General features: G+C 52.5%; 21 protein-coding genes. All 21 read right to left on the minus strand.

Annotated elements, in window-relative coordinates; translation table 11 throughout:
- Positions 1–1,353 (minus strand): hypothetical protein, encoded by a 1,353-nt coding sequence (locus ACI351_RS05910; RefSeq protein WP_439734325.1) that lies wholly within the window; start codon positions 1,351–1,353, stop codon positions 1–3.
- Between the two features lie 11 nt (positions 1,354–1,364).
- Positions 1,365–1,961: a DUF2612 domain-containing protein gene (locus ACI351_RS05915; protein WP_439734326.1), complete on the minus strand. Its 597-nt coding sequence runs from the start codon at positions 1,959–1,961 to the stop codon at positions 1,365–1,367.
- Positions 1,958–3,184: a baseplate J/gp47 family protein gene (locus ACI351_RS05920; protein ID WP_439734327.1), complete on the minus strand. Its 1,227-nt coding sequence runs from the start codon at positions 3,182–3,184 to the stop codon at positions 1,958–1,960. The genes ACI351_RS05915 and ACI351_RS05920 overlap by 4 nt, the downstream gene beginning before the upstream one ends.
- Positions 3,177–3,524 (minus strand): hypothetical protein, encoded by a 348-nt coding sequence (locus ACI351_RS05925; protein WP_439734328.1) that lies wholly within the window; start codon positions 3,522–3,524, stop codon positions 3,177–3,179. The genes ACI351_RS05920 and ACI351_RS05925 overlap by 8 nt, the downstream gene beginning before the upstream one ends.
- The gene (locus ACI351_RS05930) at positions 3,521–4,234 is read right to left on the minus strand and encodes a Gp138 family membrane-puncturing spike protein (RefSeq protein ID WP_439734329.1); all 714 of its coding nucleotides are present in this window, start codon (positions 4,232–4,234) and stop codon (positions 3,521–3,523) included. The genes ACI351_RS05925 and ACI351_RS05930 overlap by 4 nt, the downstream gene beginning before the upstream one ends.
- Positions 4,227–5,102, minus strand: a complete 876-nt coding sequence (locus ACI351_RS05935) for a baseplate hub protein (RefSeq protein WP_439734330.1) — start codon at positions 5,100–5,102, stop codon at positions 4,227–4,229. Before ACI351_RS05935 ends, ACI351_RS05930 begins: the two co-directional genes overlap by 8 nt.
- A complete protein-coding gene (locus ACI351_RS05940; RefSeq protein ID WP_439734331.1) occupies positions 5,095–5,409 on the minus strand; it encodes a phage baseplate plug family protein in 315 nt (104 codons plus the stop codon). Before ACI351_RS05940 ends, ACI351_RS05935 begins: the two co-directional genes overlap by 8 nt.
- Positions 5,409–6,095 (minus strand): phage baseplate protein, encoded by a 687-nt coding sequence (locus tag ACI351_RS05945; RefSeq protein WP_439734332.1) that lies wholly within the window; start codon positions 6,093–6,095, stop codon positions 5,409–5,411. Before ACI351_RS05945 ends, ACI351_RS05940 begins: the two co-directional genes overlap by 1 nt.
- 3 nt (positions 6,096–6,098) lie before the next feature.
- Positions 6,099–7,556, minus strand: a complete 1,458-nt coding sequence (locus tag ACI351_RS05950) for a hypothetical protein (RefSeq protein WP_439734333.1) — start codon at positions 7,554–7,556, stop codon at positions 6,099–6,101.
- A gap of 118 nt (positions 7,557–7,674) precedes the next feature.
- Positions 7,675–8,106 carry a hypothetical protein gene (locus ACI351_RS05955; RefSeq protein ID WP_439734334.1) on the minus strand — a complete coding sequence of 144 codons (432 nt, stop codon included), beginning with the start codon at positions 8,104–8,106 and terminating at the stop codon, positions 7,675–7,677.
- Between the two features lie 13 nt (positions 8,107–8,119).
- On the minus strand, positions 8,120–8,557 hold the full coding sequence (locus ACI351_RS05960) for a phage tail fiber protein (RefSeq protein WP_439734335.1): 438 nt from the start codon (positions 8,555–8,557) through the stop codon (positions 8,120–8,122).
- Positions 8,558–8,569: 12 nt separating this feature from the next.
- Positions 8,570–10,090 (minus strand): DUF3383 family protein, encoded by a 1,521-nt coding sequence (locus tag ACI351_RS05965; protein WP_439734336.1) that lies wholly within the window; start codon positions 10,088–10,090, stop codon positions 8,570–8,572.
- A 1-nt stretch (position 10,091) separates the two neighbouring features.
- Positions 10,092–10,634 (minus strand): phage gateway protein, encoded by a 543-nt coding sequence (locus tag ACI351_RS05970; RefSeq protein ID WP_439734337.1) that lies wholly within the window; start codon positions 10,632–10,634, stop codon positions 10,092–10,094.
- Positions 10,631–11,023 (minus strand): phage collar protein, encoded by a 393-nt coding sequence (locus ACI351_RS05975; RefSeq protein ID WP_439734338.1) that lies wholly within the window; start codon positions 11,021–11,023, stop codon positions 10,631–10,633. Before ACI351_RS05975 ends, ACI351_RS05970 begins: the two co-directional genes overlap by 4 nt.
- Positions 11,020–11,640: a hypothetical protein gene (locus tag ACI351_RS05980; protein WP_439734339.1), complete on the minus strand. Its 621-nt coding sequence runs from the start codon at positions 11,638–11,640 to the stop codon at positions 11,020–11,022. The genes ACI351_RS05975 and ACI351_RS05980 overlap by 4 nt, the downstream gene beginning before the upstream one ends.
- A 3-nt stretch (positions 11,641–11,643) precedes the next feature.
- The gene (locus ACI351_RS05985; RefSeq protein ID WP_439734340.1) at positions 11,644–12,066 is read right to left on the minus strand and encodes a DUF4054 domain-containing protein; all 423 of its coding nucleotides are present in this window, start codon (positions 12,064–12,066) and stop codon (positions 11,644–11,646) included.
- Position 12,067: 1 nt separating this feature from the next.
- On the minus strand, positions 12,068–12,460 hold the full coding sequence (locus tag ACI351_RS05990) for a hypothetical protein (RefSeq protein ID WP_439734341.1): 393 nt from the start codon (positions 12,458–12,460) through the stop codon (positions 12,068–12,070).
- 42 nt (positions 12,461–12,502) lie between these two features.
- The gene (locus ACI351_RS05995; RefSeq protein ID WP_439734342.1) at positions 12,503–13,606 is read right to left on the minus strand and encodes a major capsid family protein; all 1,104 of its coding nucleotides are present in this window, start codon (positions 13,604–13,606) and stop codon (positions 12,503–12,505) included.
- A gap of 13 nt (positions 13,607–13,619) precedes the next feature.
- Positions 13,620–14,129 (minus strand): structural cement protein Gp24, encoded by a 510-nt coding sequence (locus ACI351_RS06000; RefSeq protein ID WP_439734343.1) that lies wholly within the window; start codon positions 14,127–14,129, stop codon positions 13,620–13,622.
- A 3-nt stretch (positions 14,130–14,132) separates the two neighbouring features.
- Entirely contained in the window at positions 14,133–15,371 is a 1,239-nt protein-coding gene (locus ACI351_RS06005; protein ID WP_439734344.1) for a DUF2213 domain-containing protein, read from the minus strand.
- A gap of 9 nt (positions 15,372–15,380) precedes the next feature.
- Positions 15,381–16,292, minus strand: a complete 912-nt coding sequence (locus tag ACI351_RS06010) for a phage minor head protein (protein WP_439734345.1) — start codon at positions 16,290–16,292, stop codon at positions 15,381–15,383.
- Positions 16,293–16,379 lie beyond the last annotated feature (87 nt).

Below are 16,379 nucleotides of genomic sequence, written 5' to 3' on the forward strand. Positions count from 1 at the left end.
TCAGCCCTCCTGCTTGGACAAACTGCCGACCGCCCATTTTTGCGCGATAACGTCATACTCGTAAATCACGCTATACGCTCCGGCGGTGTTGGAAGGCGCTTCGCCCAAATAATACGTTGTGCCAAAATCCACCGTTGCGCCGTTGGCGATTACAAGTTGGACAATAATTTGGTTGTATACGCTCGTGTCCGTAACGGCGGGCAGTTGGAACACCGTCGGGCCTGTAACCTCCCCGGTGTAAATGCCGCCGCTCTTTAATGCAATCGTACCGCTTTGCGCGGGGAGCGTCTGCACGCCCAGTTGGTTTTCTTCTTTGACGATTTTAACAAGTTCATCCACATCCACGGTGGCTTTGTCCGGTATGGTAGTGTAAACGACGACGCAATACGGATACAGCACTTGTTTGCCGCGGGTCTCACTTCCGCTATAGTTTGCCCCCAATCGAGAAGAGTCTAATTTAAATATACTGGTATCAGCATCCCATGCACTTCCGTCTTGGCCACCGCCAGGTCCTACACGGTAGTCGCCTTGGGCAAATGCGCCTGTCATTACATATCCTATGTTCCCACCATTTACTCCGCCCATTCTCATAGTACCGGTAATAGGGCGCATCGTGTCGTGTATCGCCATACCCGCCTGCGCCACGCTGTTAACGCCGGAAATCGGGCGCGTGATAAGCGGCAAGATAACGTCCGCCCCGTCAACCGCCGGATATCCGCACTGCCCGTATTCGGCTACTTGCGCGTTAAATTCCGCCACCGTCTTATAGGATGTTTTTGCCAAGACGTAAGCGTAAAACTCCGGGTACAAAGTTTGGCAGTTCGTCACCCGCTGGCCGTTGCACAACATGCGGCCGGCCGGGGGTTCGTTTCCAATGTTGGGAAGCAAATCCCCCACGTGCAGGCCGATAGGCATATTCTCTAAAATGGTTTGCAAATCGGGGAAGATAGCCTTCCAGCTCGTGCCGATAAAATCGGGGTTCTCATTGAAGTTATCCATGTTGTCATTCTTTTGGCTCTGCAAGGCTTGGCGGCTTTCGCCCGCCGTGCGCCACAAAATGGCGCCTTTGGCGTAGCCGCCAATAGCTTGCGCGACCGCTGCGTCAAACGTGGGCAGCCACCCGTTTTGGAAAGCAAAATAAAACGAGGACATCAGGTATAAGACACCATTAAAGTCTTTGCCTTCCGGCGGAATACCACCGTCCCCTTTGGGCTTCATCGTAATCGGCGGAAAGCCGGTAGTCAAACTGGCGTTACTGGAGTTCGGGTCCGATTGTGCCAGTGGAATTTCGTTCTTCTGCCCGTTATTGGCAAAGGGCAGTTGTAAAACTTCGGGGTTTTGCAGGGTGTTCATCGTTTGCTCTCCTATCTTAAAGATTTGCGGTTGTAAAGAATGCCGCTGTCAAAAGGCTGCATGTCGCTTCCTTTAAAGCCCAAGAACTCGTCGTTTAATACCAAAATTTCGTACTGCACGCCGGCCGGGCGGGGCAAAAAATCCACGTTCTTCAAAAGATACAGTTGTTCCTCGTTTGGCAAAAATTCAAAAACATAACGGATTGTCATGTCGTAATTGTCCACCACGTAGGCGGCGCCTTGCGCGCCGAACAAAAGCGACAGGTATCGGTTCATTTCCGGGATTGAACCGTTGGTCGTCATTTTTAAAAACTGCCCTTTTAAAAGGAGCCGGTACCCTTCGGTGCTTAGCGTGTAAATGGTTCCGTCTTCCAGTAAAATTTGGCGGTTAAAATTTAAAATCTTGCCCCAAACGGAAAGCGCAAAATCGTCCGCTTTATCCAAAGACAACATTTGCGTCCGCCAAAATTCGATAAACTGGGAGACGTTTTCTTCGTACCAATCGCTTTTTGCTTTCATCAAAGCCGAGAGCGCTTTGGCATTGTTATATTGCCAAAGGATAGACTGCTCCAAGTTTAGGCTTGGGTCCAAATGATAGACGGTCGTCATTGAACCACCACCGTGATGTCGTCTTCCAAAATAACGGCGCGCTGATTAATCAGCATGGGCAGCACGCTATAACCGACCGTCCCGGTTTTTAATCCTACTTGGCAGTCCGTAATAAATAACCCGGGCAACTGGTCGGACACTGCCGCCGCCATTTCAAACGCGGACACGGACGTGCCGATGTTGAGTCCTTCCACGCCTGCCACCTCGCCGTTCTGCCAGGAAAGCACCGCGTTTTTAACCGCCGACGTAATTTCGCTAGTGGTGCCGCTCGTTTCGGTAATTTTTACCTTAATGGTCGCCTGGCAGTTGACGATCGTGGGGCGGTTAAAAGATACATCGTACTCAATGTTATTTGTCGGGTCGCTAACCGTTACGGTGGTGGTGCCCGTGTATCCGCACCCGCCGGATTTGACTTTGAAAATCGCTTCCGCTACGGCCTGGTCTTCGCCTCCGTCTGCAATAATGTAAACGCTATGCGCGTCCACCATAACGCCCTGCACCTCTTTGGCTTCGTTCGTATAGTTCTCTAAAGCACGGTATCCGCGAATGTTCGGCACTTTGGAAAGCGAAGAAATATAATCCTCCAACAAGGCCACGCCCTGCGGCAGTTGCTCTAAACGTTTTAAACGCAGGCTGGCGTCGCTTTCTTGGTCGGAACCAACTTCGCCGTTTGTACCGTTTACAATCGTTTCCAACCCAAGCGGTCCGCTTACAATTTGCGTCAATTCTCCGGCTTCGCAAGGGATTGGCCCCGTTTCCTGCGCCAAAAAATAGGCTTGCGCGGTGCCGTTTCGGTCCAGTTGGATATCGTTTTCCAAATAAAAAACATCGCCCGCCTGCGTTTTTCCCTGCGTGGTGTTGGCGGGGACTAACGTGTTTGGCGTCCCGGACATTTGAACCAGTACGCGGGTGCGTACGGCAGCGTTTCGGGTGGTATTGCTAAAAGCGGCCAAAGCGTCCAACCCCATACCGAAGGCTTCGTTTGGGTTCATCATGTTGGCCATAAGCGCGATAAGCTGCAGCGTAGTGGCGCGTGCGAGCGTTTCCTGCTCAATAAGGCGGCCCTGCGGCGTACTGGCGTCAAGCGACAAGTCCTCGCCCAAGGCGGCTTTGTATTCCGCCTCCACCTGCTCTTTAATCGCGGCGGTGTCCGGCACTACGACCCCTTGGTCCGTAATAAATTGATACGCCTGCATGGCGCTCTTTTGGTTCAAGTCATCCATTGATTAATACCTCGCTGCCATTAGTTAGTTTGACGCGCATTTGATACTTGAGCGTCTTGTTTTGCACTTGCATTAAAAAGTCTTCTACGCTCCGGACCGTTTCCACCGCTTCCGCTGCGCGCTGTACCTCTTGCCGGAAGACTTCCAAATTCGGGGCGTCCGTGAATACGGTATTAAAATAAGGCACGCCCGCCTGTTGATCTAGCGGCAGTTCCCCGCGGCTTGTCAGTACGGCATGGCGGATGGTTTGCATGGTGGCAACGTCATCCGTTGCCAGGGCAATGTCGCCGCTTGGCGTTAAAAAAATATCATTGGTTTGGTCGGTTGCTATTGTCTTCATTGGGGCTCTCCTGTGGTTCCTTCGCCGTTCTGCACGCCACCGTGAATATGGGAAATTAGCGAAATTCCGGCCGCCATGACGTTCGCCGCCAGTACGTTTGCCAAAGAGGTAATAATTCCCGTTACGGTAAGCGTTCCGCTCATCGTTACGGCCGGGGTATTAAGTTCCACACTTTGGGAAGCGTTTACAGTCAGTTTGGTCGTGGTTACTTTAATATCCGTTTTACCCACGCTTATTTTGTTGTCGCCCGCCAATGTTTGGAACACCGCGCGTCCCGCGTCTTCTCCCGCTATTTGCGCCGTTTGCATAGCGTCCGGCAAGAAGAAGGAGTCTTCCTGCGCGTGCATGCGGTTGGTGTTGCAGGGAAGCACGGAGCGCGCAGATTTAAAGTTGGAAATGTCGCGGTCGCAGAAAATAATCCACCCGCTGTCCCCCTTTTCAAGCGGCAGGTTGGCGGCATATCCGCCCCCTCCGCCAAAACGTACGGGCACTTGGTATAAAAGGTCCTGCGCTACGGATTCGCCGTTGCTCTTTTTTGCCATGAAAGCGGGGCGAATAGTTGCGCGCATAAGCGTGCGGTCGTAAGACTCCACAAACGCGGGAGCGGCCACATAAAGCCCCATTTTGAGGGCTCGCAAGATATGCTCTTGCTTTCCGGCCGCGGTTTGGGCAATCGCGGGATTAAAAGCGGGTTTGCTTATTTTAGGCATATTGGAACCTCTGACATTTTAGTTTGGTATACCATTCGTTGCCGCGCAGTTCGCCGGTGTGCTCCAGGCTGTAAGGCCAATATACCCCGTTAATGCTCGGCATAAGGGAACTGCGGATTTCCACCGGCTCCCCCAGTTTTAAAGACGGGTCCAGTAAAACGGTAACGTCCACGCCCAAAGGCCCCGGCACAGGAACCCCTACGAGCCCGCTATCTTCGCTGATGACGCGCATATTCGCGCCCTCTTTAAATTCCGGCTCTTTGGCATCCAGGCAAAGGGTGCCGTCCTCTATCCACGCCACGCAAAGGCCCAGTTCGTTCAGTTTTTTGAGGGAGTTCGTAAGCCCGCCCGTATGGCAAAAATTATCTACTTGTTGGTTGGCTACGGAAGCGTCCGCCTTGCAGGAAAACAGCAGCCCCTGCCGTTTGGCGAGCGTCTGGGCGATTTGTTTTAACGTGATCGGCCCTTGCAACGTAAAAGATTCCGTAATCAAATTGTTGTAATATCCGCCCAATGCTTCGCACTCAAGCCAAACGTCCGGAGGCTGCGTGGGGAGCGCTTTTAAAATGTCGCCGCTGAACAAAAGCGCAGTATTTCCTTCATACCCGGCGAACAATTGAATTTTCTTTCTTTTTTGCAGTTCCACCCAAGGGCTCATGTAAGTGGTTAAATACTCCAGGTCCCGGCGGCCCAAATTGCAAATGGAAATACGCGCGCGGCCTTGCACTTGCCCGCGTGTTTTGCTGATATTGAACCGCACGTTCAGGCCGTCTATCCGCTTGGCGTTGTTTCCTTTTTCATCCGGCTTTTCTATTTGGAAATCCACCCAAGCGCGGCGAGTAGGAAGTTGGTCTATTAACTTAGGCATTGGCCGCCTCCGCGATTTCTTCGGGCGTTAAAAAGTACAAATTGACCGATTTTCCCAACATCTCCCACGTCGGATAGTCGTCCGTTGCAGAAAAAATTACAAAGTTTCCAAACCGCGCCAAATACGGATACGGTATAACGGGCTGATTGGGAAAAACAGGAAGCGCGCGGGCTAACACGTCCCCATCTACAGTAATGTCCATAATGCACATACCGCCTACGTCGCGCAGGGTTATATCAAAGTTATGTTCATTAAGGCCTACCGTGAACTGCTGCGAGGGCGCGGCCGATAAATTGATTAGTTGCATTAAAATAACCCCCCGATAAATCGTGAAAATTTGCGCATAATTTCGCTATTGTGAATGTCCGACAGAATGCTCGTTTTCCCTTGCTTTACTCCGGCCGGGACCGTGGACGCATGCTTTTTGGCTTTCACTTGCTCTTTGGTCAGTTTCACATACACCGGGGCAACGACCACCACTTCTTCCATCGGCACGTTAAACACCAGGCGCCCTGCGGTTTTGGCGGTTGTTTCGTGCGGCATATCCGTGATTACCATGTTGTTGTATACGCCGCTTACGTCATGGACGGATAGTGGGGTGCTGTTCAAACAGTATTTGCGCAGTTCCTCAATTACCGTGTGTTGGAAATACGCCGGCATAGCAATTTCCAAAGTGCATTTACGCGGTAAAATGACTTTATGGTCCGTTATCAATGCCCCGCTCTCTATGGGGTGGGTGCAAAGTTTGGAAGGCTCCGAAAAAGACGCCTTGATGATGACCGAAGAACGGCTCAAAATTTCGCCGGCTTCGCGCCCCAGTTTGCTCGTATTGTTTAGAATGTTTCCGACAAGCACTTCTTCCGGGTTGTCGCCCTGCGTCCAAACGGACACATTTTTGTTTTGTTTGATTTGTCCGTAAGCGTTCAGCCCAATGTTAAACAGGGATATTCCGTCAATGTTGGACGTCAGTTTGTCTAAATTTTGCACTGCCATGGGTTATCCCTCCTGTCCGCTTGTAAAGTCCGCGAAATCGTCGCCGCGGACATGATCCATAAGTGCGGCACCGTCTTCAGCGGGATTTTTGGACCCGGTTACCGATAAATTGTAGGTGTTGGTTTGTTGGCTGTTCCGGTAATTTGTATAAGCGGTGCTCACACCCGCAACCGCTGCCATGGGGTTGGAGTCCGCCATTGCGAGTGCGTTGGCCGCTCCGAAATCGGCCAGTTTCCCGGCCAATGATTTAAAGATATCGGGGGCTTTATTCCACGCCGAGACTAAAAAATCCCAACCGTCCGAAATGGCCGATATGGCGTCTTGAATAAATCCGAGCGGGTTGTAAAGGGCTTTTAACGAAGTTATAAGCGTCGTTATAAGCCTCTGCACCCAACCCGGCGCGTCTTTGAACCAGTCGCCGATTTTTGCTAAACTCTCCCAAATGGGCGCAAGGGCTGAACTCCCGCCTTCGGTCCATACTTTCCAATCCTCGTAAAACAAACCGAACAACGCGGCTACTGCGCCTACCAGTACGGCCGCTCCTATCCACGGGGCCCAAGCGGCCAAACTGGAGACCGCAATCCCGGCCATAATGGCGGATATCGCCACTAATGCCGCTTTTAAAACGTCTGCGTGCTCGGAAATATAAGATAGCCCGCTCCCGGCCATTTCCACTAAATCTTTGACCGCGGGCATAACCCAACGCGCGATTTCCGCCCATACCGCCTGCAAGCTGAGTTTTGTGTCGCGCAAGGCCATTTCCAGTTCCTGCGCGCGTTTGAGGTCTTCGTCCGTAAAAACGCGCCGCTTTTCTGCTCGGGCCAGTTCAGCGTCAAACGCTGCCACTCCCTGTTGGAGTATGCGAATTGTCGCTTCATCAAGCCCAATGCGCCGCCCCAGGTCTAGCTGCGCGGAAGTGTCTAGCCGCTCCATGGTCTGCGCCACGTTGCGCAGGAGTTCGTTTCCTTCGGCCAGGTTGCCGTTTTTGCCTTGGAGGTTTAGCCCGTACATCATGGCCGCATCTTGCAAGGGGGCGGACTGACCGAACTTTAAGGCTTGCAGTTGGCTTGCCAGTCCGGCCATCATTCCGGCCGCCCCCTCACGTGAACCGCCGAAGCGTTCTGACGCTATGGCGAGTTTTTGGAATTCGTTAGCGGCCATGTTGGCGCTCTTTGACATGAATAGTAACTGTTCCCCTTGCGCGGCAAAATTAAGCGTGCGGGACAAAACCGTCCCCAGGGCCAAAGCCGGCGCGATTGCTCCCGCAATAGCCCCCTTAAACGCGGCGAATTGCTGCGCGGAGGTCTTGGCCTGCTGTCCTGCCTTTTCGCTTGACTTACCCGTCTTTTTGTTGGTTTGTTCCAGTTTTTTTCCGGCTGCGTCAATTTGCTGAACCTTTTTTAAGGTCAGTTCGTCGCCCTCGGTTTCAAAGACTAAAGCAAAGGTATTTAGTACGCTCATTTTCGTATTCCTTGTTTGGCTTTATCGGAAAAATGTTTGCTTATTTTCCATTCGTTATACTTGCTTACCGCTGCGATTTCCCACATATCGTAGGCATCCTCTAGCGTGTAGACCGTCTTTAGTTCGTGGAGGGTGGCTTGCCCACTGGCGACAATCGCCCCAATAAACCCACTAACATTTCGGTACCCTTCGACTCGGCAAGGCGGGCGATACTCTTTAAGAAATCCGAGGCCTTGCCGTTTTGAAAAAAAGAGCAGTTGTACTTTAACATCTCCCATTCCAGTTTTACGAGCGTTTCCCAGTCCGGCACGTGGTTATTTACGAGGGCCTTGGTGGTTAGGCGGATATTATCGCCTTCCGGCGTTACCCGCGCCACATAGGTCATCATTTTAAGCATTACGGCTTCACTGGCTTCATACTCGCCCACTTTGGGAATGTTGGAGGACGTGTACTTGCTAAAAATTTCCCGCGCATCCACCGCGGGGATTTTAGAAATAATAAAAGGCACTTTATTTACTTCGATTTGTTTTTCTTCCAAAAACTCGGCCATAGTGTGCGCTCCTTTAGATCACGTTTTCAAAACGGAAGCCATACTCGTTTCCGTTAATGCGGGAGGAACTTACCGCCGTCGGCAACGCCGGGCCGCTTACGAGCACGCCGTTGTTGCAGATAATCTTCCGACCGTCCGGGTATTGAACTGTCAGCGTGATGATGTCCTTTACGCTAGCTTTGTTCTTGGCGACGCGGTTGGCATTAAAAAGAATGCGCAAGTTTTCGTCGCTTTCGCTCCCGTTAATTACGCCCAATTGTACGGCGATAGGGGTCGGCGTTCCCCAAACGACCATGTCGCCGTTGGGGCCCATGGCGGTTTCGTTTACTTGGGTATTTTCTACCGATACGGCGTCGCGGTCGTCGGCGAATTCGCTAATCCAAAAGCCCGCGGGGAACGTGTGGCTTGCGATTAAAAACGCTTTGATTCCAGTTGCGCTTACGTTATTCATTTACAGTTCTCCTTAAATTAAGATGTCAGAGCCTTCAATCTTTCTGACCTGATCGCCTTTTGCGTAAATGTAGCGGTAGTACAAAACGTATACCGTGGTGCCGTTTACTTGCTTGGGCGCAATCCATCGGGTCATATAGTCGCCCTGTGTCTGCACTTGCTGCCAGGCTTTCGCGTCGCCGGTCAGTTGGGTGATGTACACCTTCTGTGTGTCCGTGAGCGTTTTGCCTACGGACACTACGCCGTTGGTTTTGGCGAGCGAGCGGATAGATTCGGTGATCGTGTCAAACAAGGTCAGCCCGTCCTCTCCCGTGGGCCATTTTTCAAGGGCCAGTTGCGTGTTGAGTACAGCGGTTACGATTTTGTCTTTGAGCCAGACTTCGTTCATAAACACGCCTTCATCTTCCACCGCACCCTGCAAATAACCGGGCTGATAAAAGCTAATCGGCTGACCTGCTTGCTGCGTGCGACCGATGAAGTTGATTTTAAGGCCCGTTAATTTTTGGTACGTTTCGTCATCAAAAACGGACGGGGCGATAGCGTCATCCTTTTGGAATTCTGCTCCGGGCGCTCCGTTGACGGCGTTATAATCGGCGGCCGCCCAAATGGCGGCGGACAGAGCGTGAGGGTAGGAGTTGTCTTCGTACAAGTCAAAGACGAGCGACACTCCCGTAAATCCCGCCACCGCTTGCTGTACTTCGATGTAATTGCTAGGCAAGACGCGCTGAATGTATTTAAACTGCACGTTCTGGTTGTGCGTATATTGCGCCGCTTCGGTAATCTGGGAGGTCGTCAAATCCTCAAGGAACAGGAAAGAGCCAAAGTTGTTAGACAAATTAAGGTTCTTTGCCATCAGTTCCGTTACGCTCTGCGCGGATACGCCTTGCGACACAATCGGGTCCGTGGCAACGTTCCAACCCAGGAGCGCGGTGATGTCCGTTCCCGTTTCGGCGGCCGTGGGCGCCACAATAATCGCGTCGCCGACCTCTCCGCCTACTAAACTGATGACGCTGTCCTTCGTATTAAACGCTACAGTTGCGCCGGTCCAAAGTTCCCCGCCTCCCGTGTTGGCGCGGACGGCGGTTTGGATGATAGACGCGACGGACGCATAATCCGCCACCGTGGAGAAATCCAGACCGCTTACGGTATACGTAAGGCCGCCCATGGATAGAATGAAGGCCCCGTCCGTAATGTCTTTTAACTGTCCGAGCGCGGCTACTTTTTGGCTCGGGTAAATGAACGGCGCCACCGACTGGAGCGTGTTTCTAAAAACGCTGATTTTGCTCGGTTTGCGGATGGATTTAGAAATAAATCCAAAATAACGCGCGGCGAAGGCGTACTCCGGGCTGTCCGTTCCGAAAAACGCACCGAACGTGTCAATGTCGCCAAATTCAAGCACCGTATTGGTCGGTACTTTGGGGTTGGCGGAAACAAGACGCGCGATGAGTTCTTTCTCCGTTGCGGCGGACGCTCCGCCTACGCCGGAGGTAATTGCTACATACTGGCTTTGGCTGATGTTGCCATTGGTTTCCATGTTACACTCCTTTAATTCCTTTGAATTCCACCGCGGTCAGCGCGGGTACTTCTTGTGTTTGAATGTCCGTATAAAACAATTTGATTTGCAAGTTTGGGTTGTACTCCATGACGTCGTGTTCGTCTTGGAAGGTGGGCTCCTCCACCACGCGGATTTTTTCCGCAAGGGCGTAGCCCTTTTCTTTAAGCGCCGCTACCCCAAACGGGCCGCTAAAATAACGGCGTAAAAAATTGATAATGTCTGCTGCTTCCCATTGGTTCGTTCCTGTTAAATCGCGCGGGCAAATGGCGTCAATTTGCAGGGTTACTTCCTTGCTTTCCACAACGTCTAAAACTAATTTGTCTTCCTCTTTGCGATACTGCTGGCCCACGGCGCCATATTGCTCGGTACGGACGCGGTGCATAATTATGGAGGGCTGATTCCAGTGGCCCTGCGTGGGGTTATAGTTTTGTGCCACCAGCCAGCCGGTAATTTCGGCCGTGGCAAGGGCGGATTCAATAATGGCTTTTAAATCTGTAAAAATTTGGTTCTGCGTTTTAATCATAACCCCTCCGCGTAGTGCTGTTGGCTCTGCGGTGCTTCCACCACAATAACTTGATTCCAGCCGTTATATTTGTCCCACGGGGTGTTGGAGCGGCAGAACCATACCTTGCCTTCAAAAACGAGCAAATCCGGCCCCTGTTGTCCGCTTTCTGCGCGCATAGATGTTTCGCTCCAAACAAGGCGGGTGTTGGTTTCCCAATTAAGCCCCAATCGTTCGTATGCGTCCTGCGGTACGCTTTGAATGCTCCCGCTGCACGCCACGGGCGCTTCGTATTCATCCTGCGCAAGGCCTGCGGCGTTGGCGGTGCGTCCTTTCCATTTCAAAAGGTGGAACGTCTGCCGGCCGATAGCACCGAGCGCGATTCCTAGCAAGTTATACGGTACGGTCATTTGCCCACCTCCGCGTCCACGTGTATTTCGCGGCCCAGTTGGTTTTTATTGCTTTGCAGTGGGTGATTGAACCCTTTGCGCATTTCCGTGAGGGTCGTGTTCTTGGGCGGCTGTCCTGCGCTGATTGCGGCCTGAATATCGGCTTTCACGCGCACGCCTAGGGCGTTTATGGCCGCTAGTGCGGTTGCCTGCCCCTTTGCCACTTTTTTGCCCATTTCCGCATAAAACTCGGCCCAACCTTTGCGGTTGTTTTCCGATGTGTTATCCAGCAAGTGGCGCGCCGGAATACGCGCGGGCTTGGTTACGCCCAGACCCACGATACCCTGTTTGGGGTTATAGCGGTTTTTGCGGCGGAGTTTAACATTTCCGCTCGTTCCACTGCGTTTTGCTTTGAGGGCTTTTTGTCCAAGTTCCGAGTCTTTGCGTATAAATGTCATATAGCCTTTTGCGTCAATGGTGTAAGGCTGTCCACCGGGCAAATTGGCCCCGTATTCTTGGATGTAAACAATGCGCGCCAACTCGCCCGACCAGCCCACCTGAACGCGGGCTTTTTTGACGGTTTCCAGGAGGTTTTTTAAAGCCTCTTTGTTTACGGTGCGTTTGACGTGCATTTTCATTTTCTACCTCAACACGGTTTCAAAACTCCCGCCGACATAAAAGCCGCCGTTTGCAAAAATAGCCAGCAAGCGCATAAGTTCGGCGCCGTAGCCCGTGAGGTTCATCCAGTAGTCGTACTGGTCTTTATTCGGCGGCGGGACCATAGACACGGACACGTTGCCAACCGAAGAAGAAGCCACCGCTCCCACAGTGCCGTTTTCCCCTCCCTGCGCCATTCTTTCGCGCAGAGTGAGAAGGTGTGCGGCCATTAAGCAAATGGCCTGCACGCGGCAGTTATCCCGCAACGGTCCACAATTGTACTCGCTGATGTAGCAGGTGGCCGTGTCCAGCATAGTTTGCAGAAGTCCGTCCGGGTATTTCTCGGGGTCTGCAAATGCCGGCAGGCGGGTTCTCATATCCTGCGGGGTTACGGTGGCTTTGCTCATATTATTTTCCTTCCGCTTTTGACGTCGGGGCTTTCTTACCGTTCTTTTTGAAATCTTCCGGCGTCATTTGGGCCGATTCGTCTTTGGCTTTTAAGTTCTTAACGGCTTTTTTGGCTTCTTTGGTCGCCGCGACTTCTTCGCTAGCAGCCGTTACATAAACGTAGCCGTCTTTTTTGTGAGCCAAGAACTGCGGGCAACGTTCCAAAATGGCGTATTCTGCGTCGGTTACCTGGGTAAACACGCCCCCGTCCGGAGCGCGCAGGGTTACTTTGTCGGCCACGTTGGCGCCGCCTTTAATAAGCACCTGTCCGGCGATATCAAAACCGCCGCCCGGAAGGGCTTTGTAAATGGTGTATTTCTGGTCGTTAGACAGCGTAGATACAATCGTTTTCATATCAAAAACTCCTTGGCGCGGGGAATGCTCCGCGCCCTTTGATTAAATGCCCGAGTAGCGGACGATGCCAATCGGCTGCAAGACGAAAGCGCCGGCGGTCGCGTTGGCGTACTGTTCTTCGTAGGTTTTACCTTTCTGGTAAACACCCATGAGGCGAATGATGTCCTGCGTGGGCTGAATGACAACGGGGGAACCGTTGACGGATTCCGCGCACAAGTAGAACACGTCTTGCCCGCCGTTAGCGTCGTTGAGCCAAGCGGAAGGCACAACTTCCAGACCCGGGAAGGTTTCCTTGAGCCATTGTTTGACGGTTTTACCGTAGGCATTCGGTTTATCCAAATACTGCACCGCGTCCGCAGATACGAACGCGCGGATAGCGTCTTTGTTCGGATCCACGTTCATACCGGATTGCGTACGCAAGGTGGAAGCCGCAAGCAGCCAGTCCGCCGTGATTTCGTCATACGTTTTAGATGCCCACGTGGTCGTGCCGCCGGAAGCGGTCGGAACGGTAACGTAAGCCGGCAAGTTCGGGTCGTTCAAAATACCGTAGGTTTTGTTGACGCCTTCGTTAAACCCGTAAAAGCCGATTAAGTTGCGTTCAATTTCCAAGCCCACGCGAACCGCTTCACGTTTAAGAGCAGCGGCCGACAGGCGGGAGCGAGCAGCCTGTTCTTCTTCCAGTTTGCCGACTTCCATGTCCAGTTCGTGGCGGACAATGGTGCGGGCTTCATAGTTGACGTTAAAGTCAGCCAACGCACCGGCGACTCTGTCGCCATAACCGCGGGGTTTACCCGTCAGTTCCACGATCTGTTGCACGACTTCAGCATCGGCAAAAGAACCGGCGGAAGCGCGGCCGATTAAATCGTCAATGTCGCGCTTGGTGGTAGCGGCCACGATGGCTTTGGGCATCCAATACTGCAGGAACTGCACAGGGGTCATCGTAGAGGCTGTGGTAATCATATCCGGTGCGGCATCCATAGCGGAGCCTTTGCCGTTGATAGCCATCAGCTGGCTTAAGGCTTCAGCGTCGGCGCTGACGCCGATTTTTGCGAGCGTATCCATGGAAATAGAAGAGTCGGTCGCAAAAGCATTTCCAGGGCGGAACTGGCCCGGTTTCAGTGCAAATCTAATTTCAGTAGGTTTCATCTTTTAGTTCTCCTTACTTAGAAGCCGCTGGGGCGTTGGCAAAGCCGTTTAATTCCAAGACGGCAACCCCGCCGGCATCGGCATCAAAAAACACGAATTTCGCGTTCGGAATAAACGCGTAACCGTCCCCCGCAGAGGGAGAACCGGCGGCTACCGCGCTGATTGCACCCGTCGTGGTGTTGTACACGGGGAGCGAGGAGTCGTGCGTTACGGACGCTTCCGTTTCAACGAGGATATGGCCGAAGCTCGCCACCGGCAAAATGGAACCGGCACGAACGGCAAGGCTCGCATCAAGGCCGCCGAACAAGGGGGCACTGTGCGGGTCCGCAAATACGCCCAAAACGGCGCCGGTGCCGCCCACTTTCGCTTTTTCTCCGTCAGCGGTGGCCACGTACCCAAAGGTGGGCAACGCTTCACCATTGGCGGAGGTTACAAATGCGCTAACGCGCCGCGGGGTAACATCGTAAAAGCTACCGGGGACGCCAAGCGCCAGTTCTTTATTTACAGTTTTCTGAATGGACATTGTTTATTCTCCCTTCATAAATTTTTCCAGCGCTTCATCCTGCGCGGCAGATTTGGGTGCAGCACCCAAAGTTACGCGGGCAGAAGCGGGTTTGTAGGCGTCCAAGTAGCCGTTTAAGTAGTTGACGGCTTCGTCCATGGCTACTTTTTTGCCGAGTTTTTCGCACGCATAGGCGGCAACTTCTTTTTCGGTCATAGCCGCGCTGTCAAACGCGCCGATAATCGGGGTCAAGCGTTTAACCAGTTCGGTTTTGCGACCCATACGGGCGAGGAGTTCTTTTTCCATTTCGTCCAAAGACGCCGCTTTTTTGTCTTCTTTCGGTTCATCTTTGGGTTCGTCTTTCGGGTCGTCCTCGTCAGATGCGTTACCTTTCGGCTCGTCTTTCGGATTGGAGCCGGGGCAGGCGTCATTGGCGCCCGCTTCACTGGGGTTGTAAGCCAGTTTTTCTGCGAGTTTAGCGATGGCTTCCACCTTTTCTTCTTCCCCGCCCTCAAATTCGGTTACGGGTTTGGCGGAAATGGCCATAATCTCGCGGATGACTTCTCTCTTATCCATTTCGTTCTCCTTGTTGGGGGCGGCGTGTTTACCGCCATCCCCGTTAGTTTCACTGCTTAAATCGGCATCGTTTGCGTGTTTGTTCATATCTCCCTCGTGTTGTTCAATTTTTCCCTCAATGTCCATAGCGTCGCAGACGAACTGGCGGTTTCCGCGCGGCAGGCCCTCTGCGCTGTCCATTACGCGCACATCGGCGCCGTTGCGCCCCTTTTCCACAAGGGCGATATGGTTGCCCGCAATGTTGCGCTGCACAAAGTCGTAATGCCGGCCGTTCCATACGCCGCTTTCCGGAACGAAATCGCAGAAATATCCGGCGGACAGTTCTTTCTTTCCGTTTTGGATTTCGTCTTTAATGCGTTCGGAATAAAGTTTGATATCATTGATAACTTTATCCCCTTGGCGTTTGGAATTTTCGCCGGTAGTCCCGTCCACCCCTTTTTCTTCGGGCGGAACAAATCCTTCCGTTCTGCTGCCCAAGAGGGCATGCCCGACCGTAATGGGGATTAAATTAAAAGAAGAAATTGCGGTATCGCTGAACAGTTCTTCTTCCGGGCGCAGGACGTTGTAAATCTTTTCAGGTTCGCACTCCGGCCCAATTTGGCGGCCCAAATAAGGGAACACGCCCGTTTTAATAATCGGGTTGTTCCTTACAAGCCAGAAGTTACTTCTATCAATTTCCTTTCCCATGGTTGCTCCTTATGCTAAAATTTGACCTTTCTCCAACACCAACACCGGCCGTTTGATACATTGGCAGTAGGGTAAATCCCCGGGGAACCCTCTTTGCGGCGGCCGTGCCGTTCCCCTCGGCGTTTTCGGCGTGTATCCTTCATCTATAACGGGCGGGTCGTCAAACGAAAAAATCCCGTGGTTTAGCCCCCCCTGCGTATAATGCGTGTGGTGGAGTTTGCGCGGATACAATCCGCCGCCTGTTGCCACCCATTCAAAGTGTGTAATCCCTGCCGCTTTCATATGTTCGCGGGATAGGGACTCAAATGCTTTTTGGCTCTGGTCGCGGGCGATAAGTTCGGCCCGACGCTGGGCTATTTTGCCCGTATAACGCAGGGCTTTTTCTATTTCGTCCGCGCTCTTGCCTTCGGCGATATTGCGGAATACTGCGCCGGCTATCTTTTGGAAATACTCGGCCGGAATGCTTTTGATGTAATTTACGTTGTTGTAAATTTCCGCTTTCATTACCGCCGCCATACTGGGCGTCATTTTGCTACCATTTACGCTTATGCCAACCCACGGGTTCTGCTTTACCATTCCCTTTACGCTTTCGCGCACGGTGCGGTTGGCGTACTGCTCGGTCTTACTTACAAATCCTTTAGCTATCTGGTCCGCCTTTTCGGCGTATAGCTTTGTTATCTCGTTCTGCAGCTTGCGCAGTTCGGCTGCGGCACGGCTTGAGATGTTGGCGTCCTGGGCGGCTTTGGCGGGTAGGATTTGCTCCTCATATTTGCCGTAAACCCGCGCCATTTTGCGGCGGACGGTGTCTGTCATTTCTTTGGTAAGCGCGAGCAGTTTTTCGCGGTACCACGCGCGAATACCGGCGTTCGGCCGGACGGCAGTTCCTACGATAACGTTTCTTTTTTCCTGTCTGCGCTTCATAAAACCCCTTGAAAAATAAGCCTTTTTTCGCTATACTATTTATGAGCAAAGTGAATCGCCTAGGGCGTTAGGGATACCGGGGACTGA

Origin of the sequence: Candidatus Avelusimicrobium sp., from assembly GCF_051874775.1 — a bacterium.
Classification (GTDB): Bacteria; Elusimicrobiota; Elusimicrobia; order Elusimicrobiales; family Elusimicrobiaceae; genus Avelusimicrobium.

Coding starts and splice junctions, on each gene's coding strand:
- ACI351_RS05985 (WP_439734340.1), bottom strand. CDS start 12,066: ATGAGCAAAGCCACCGTAACCCCGCAGGATATGAGAACCCGCCTGCCG.
- ACI351_RS05980 (WP_439734339.1), bottom strand. CDS start 11,640: ATGAAAATGCACGTCAAACGCACCGTAAACAAAGAGGCTTTAAAAAAC.
- ACI351_RS05990 (WP_439734341.1), bottom strand. CDS start 12,460: ATGAAAACGATTGTATCTACGCTGTCTAACGACCAGAAATACACCATT.
- ACI351_RS05920 (WP_439734327.1), bottom strand. CDS start 3,184: ATGGATGACTTGAACCAAAAGAGCGCCATGCAGGCGTATCAATTTATT.
- ACI351_RS05975 (WP_439734338.1), bottom strand. CDS start 11,023: ATGACCGTACCGTATAACTTGCTAGGAATCGCGCTCGGTGCTATCGGC.
- ACI351_RS05950 (WP_439734333.1), bottom strand. CDS start 7,556: ATGAGCGTACTAAATACCTTTGCTTTAGTCTTTGAAACCGAGGGCGAC.
- ACI351_RS05940 (WP_439734331.1), bottom strand. CDS start 5,409: ATGCAACTAATCAATTTATCGGCCGCGCCCTCGCAGCAGTTCACGGTA.
- ACI351_RS05945 (WP_439734332.1), bottom strand. CDS start 6,095: ATGGCAGTGCAAAATTTAGACAAACTGACGTCCAACATTGACGGAATA.
- ACI351_RS06000 (WP_439734343.1), bottom strand. CDS start 14,129: ATGTCCATTCAGAAAACTGTAAATAAAGAACTGGCGCTTGGCGTCCCC.
- ACI351_RS05935 (WP_439734330.1), bottom strand. CDS start 5,102: ATGCCTAAGTTAATAGACCAACTTCCTACTCGCCGCGCTTGGGTGGAT.
- ACI351_RS05930 (WP_439734329.1), bottom strand. CDS start 4,234: ATGCCTAAAATAAGCAAACCCGCTTTTAATCCCGCGATTGCCCAAACC.
- ACI351_RS05910 (WP_439734325.1), bottom strand. CDS start 1,353: ATGAACACCCTGCAAAACCCCGAAGTTTTACAACTGCCCTTTGCCAAT.
- ACI351_RS05965 (WP_439734336.1), bottom strand. CDS start 10,090: ATGGAAACCAATGGCAACATCAGCCAAAGCCAGTATGTAGCAATTACC.
- ACI351_RS05960 (WP_439734335.1), bottom strand. CDS start 8,557: ATGAATAACGTAAGCGCAACTGGAATCAAAGCGTTTTTAATCGCAAGC.
- ACI351_RS05915 (WP_439734326.1), bottom strand. CDS start 1,961: ATGACGACCGTCTATCATTTGGACCCAAGCCTAAACTTGGAGCAGTCT.
- ACI351_RS05955 (WP_439734334.1), bottom strand. CDS start 8,106: ATGGCCGAGTTTTTGGAAGAAAAACAAATCGAAGTAAATAAAGTGCCT.
- ACI351_RS06005 (WP_439734344.1), bottom strand. CDS start 15,371: ATGGGAAAGGAAATTGATAGAAGTAACTTCTGGCTTGTAAGGAACAAC.
- ACI351_RS06010 (WP_439734345.1), bottom strand. CDS start 16,292: ATGAAGCGCAGACAGGAAAAAAGAAACGTTATCGTAGGAACTGCCGTC.
- ACI351_RS05925 (WP_439734328.1), bottom strand. CDS start 3,524: ATGAAGACAATAGCAACCGACCAAACCAATGATATTTTTTTAACGCCA.
- ACI351_RS05970 (WP_439734337.1), bottom strand. CDS start 10,634: ATGATTAAAACGCAGAACCAAATTTTTACAGATTTAAAAGCCATTATT.
- ACI351_RS05995 (WP_439734342.1), bottom strand. CDS start 13,606: ATGAAACCTACTGAAATTAGATTTGCACTGAAACCGGGCCAGTTCCGC.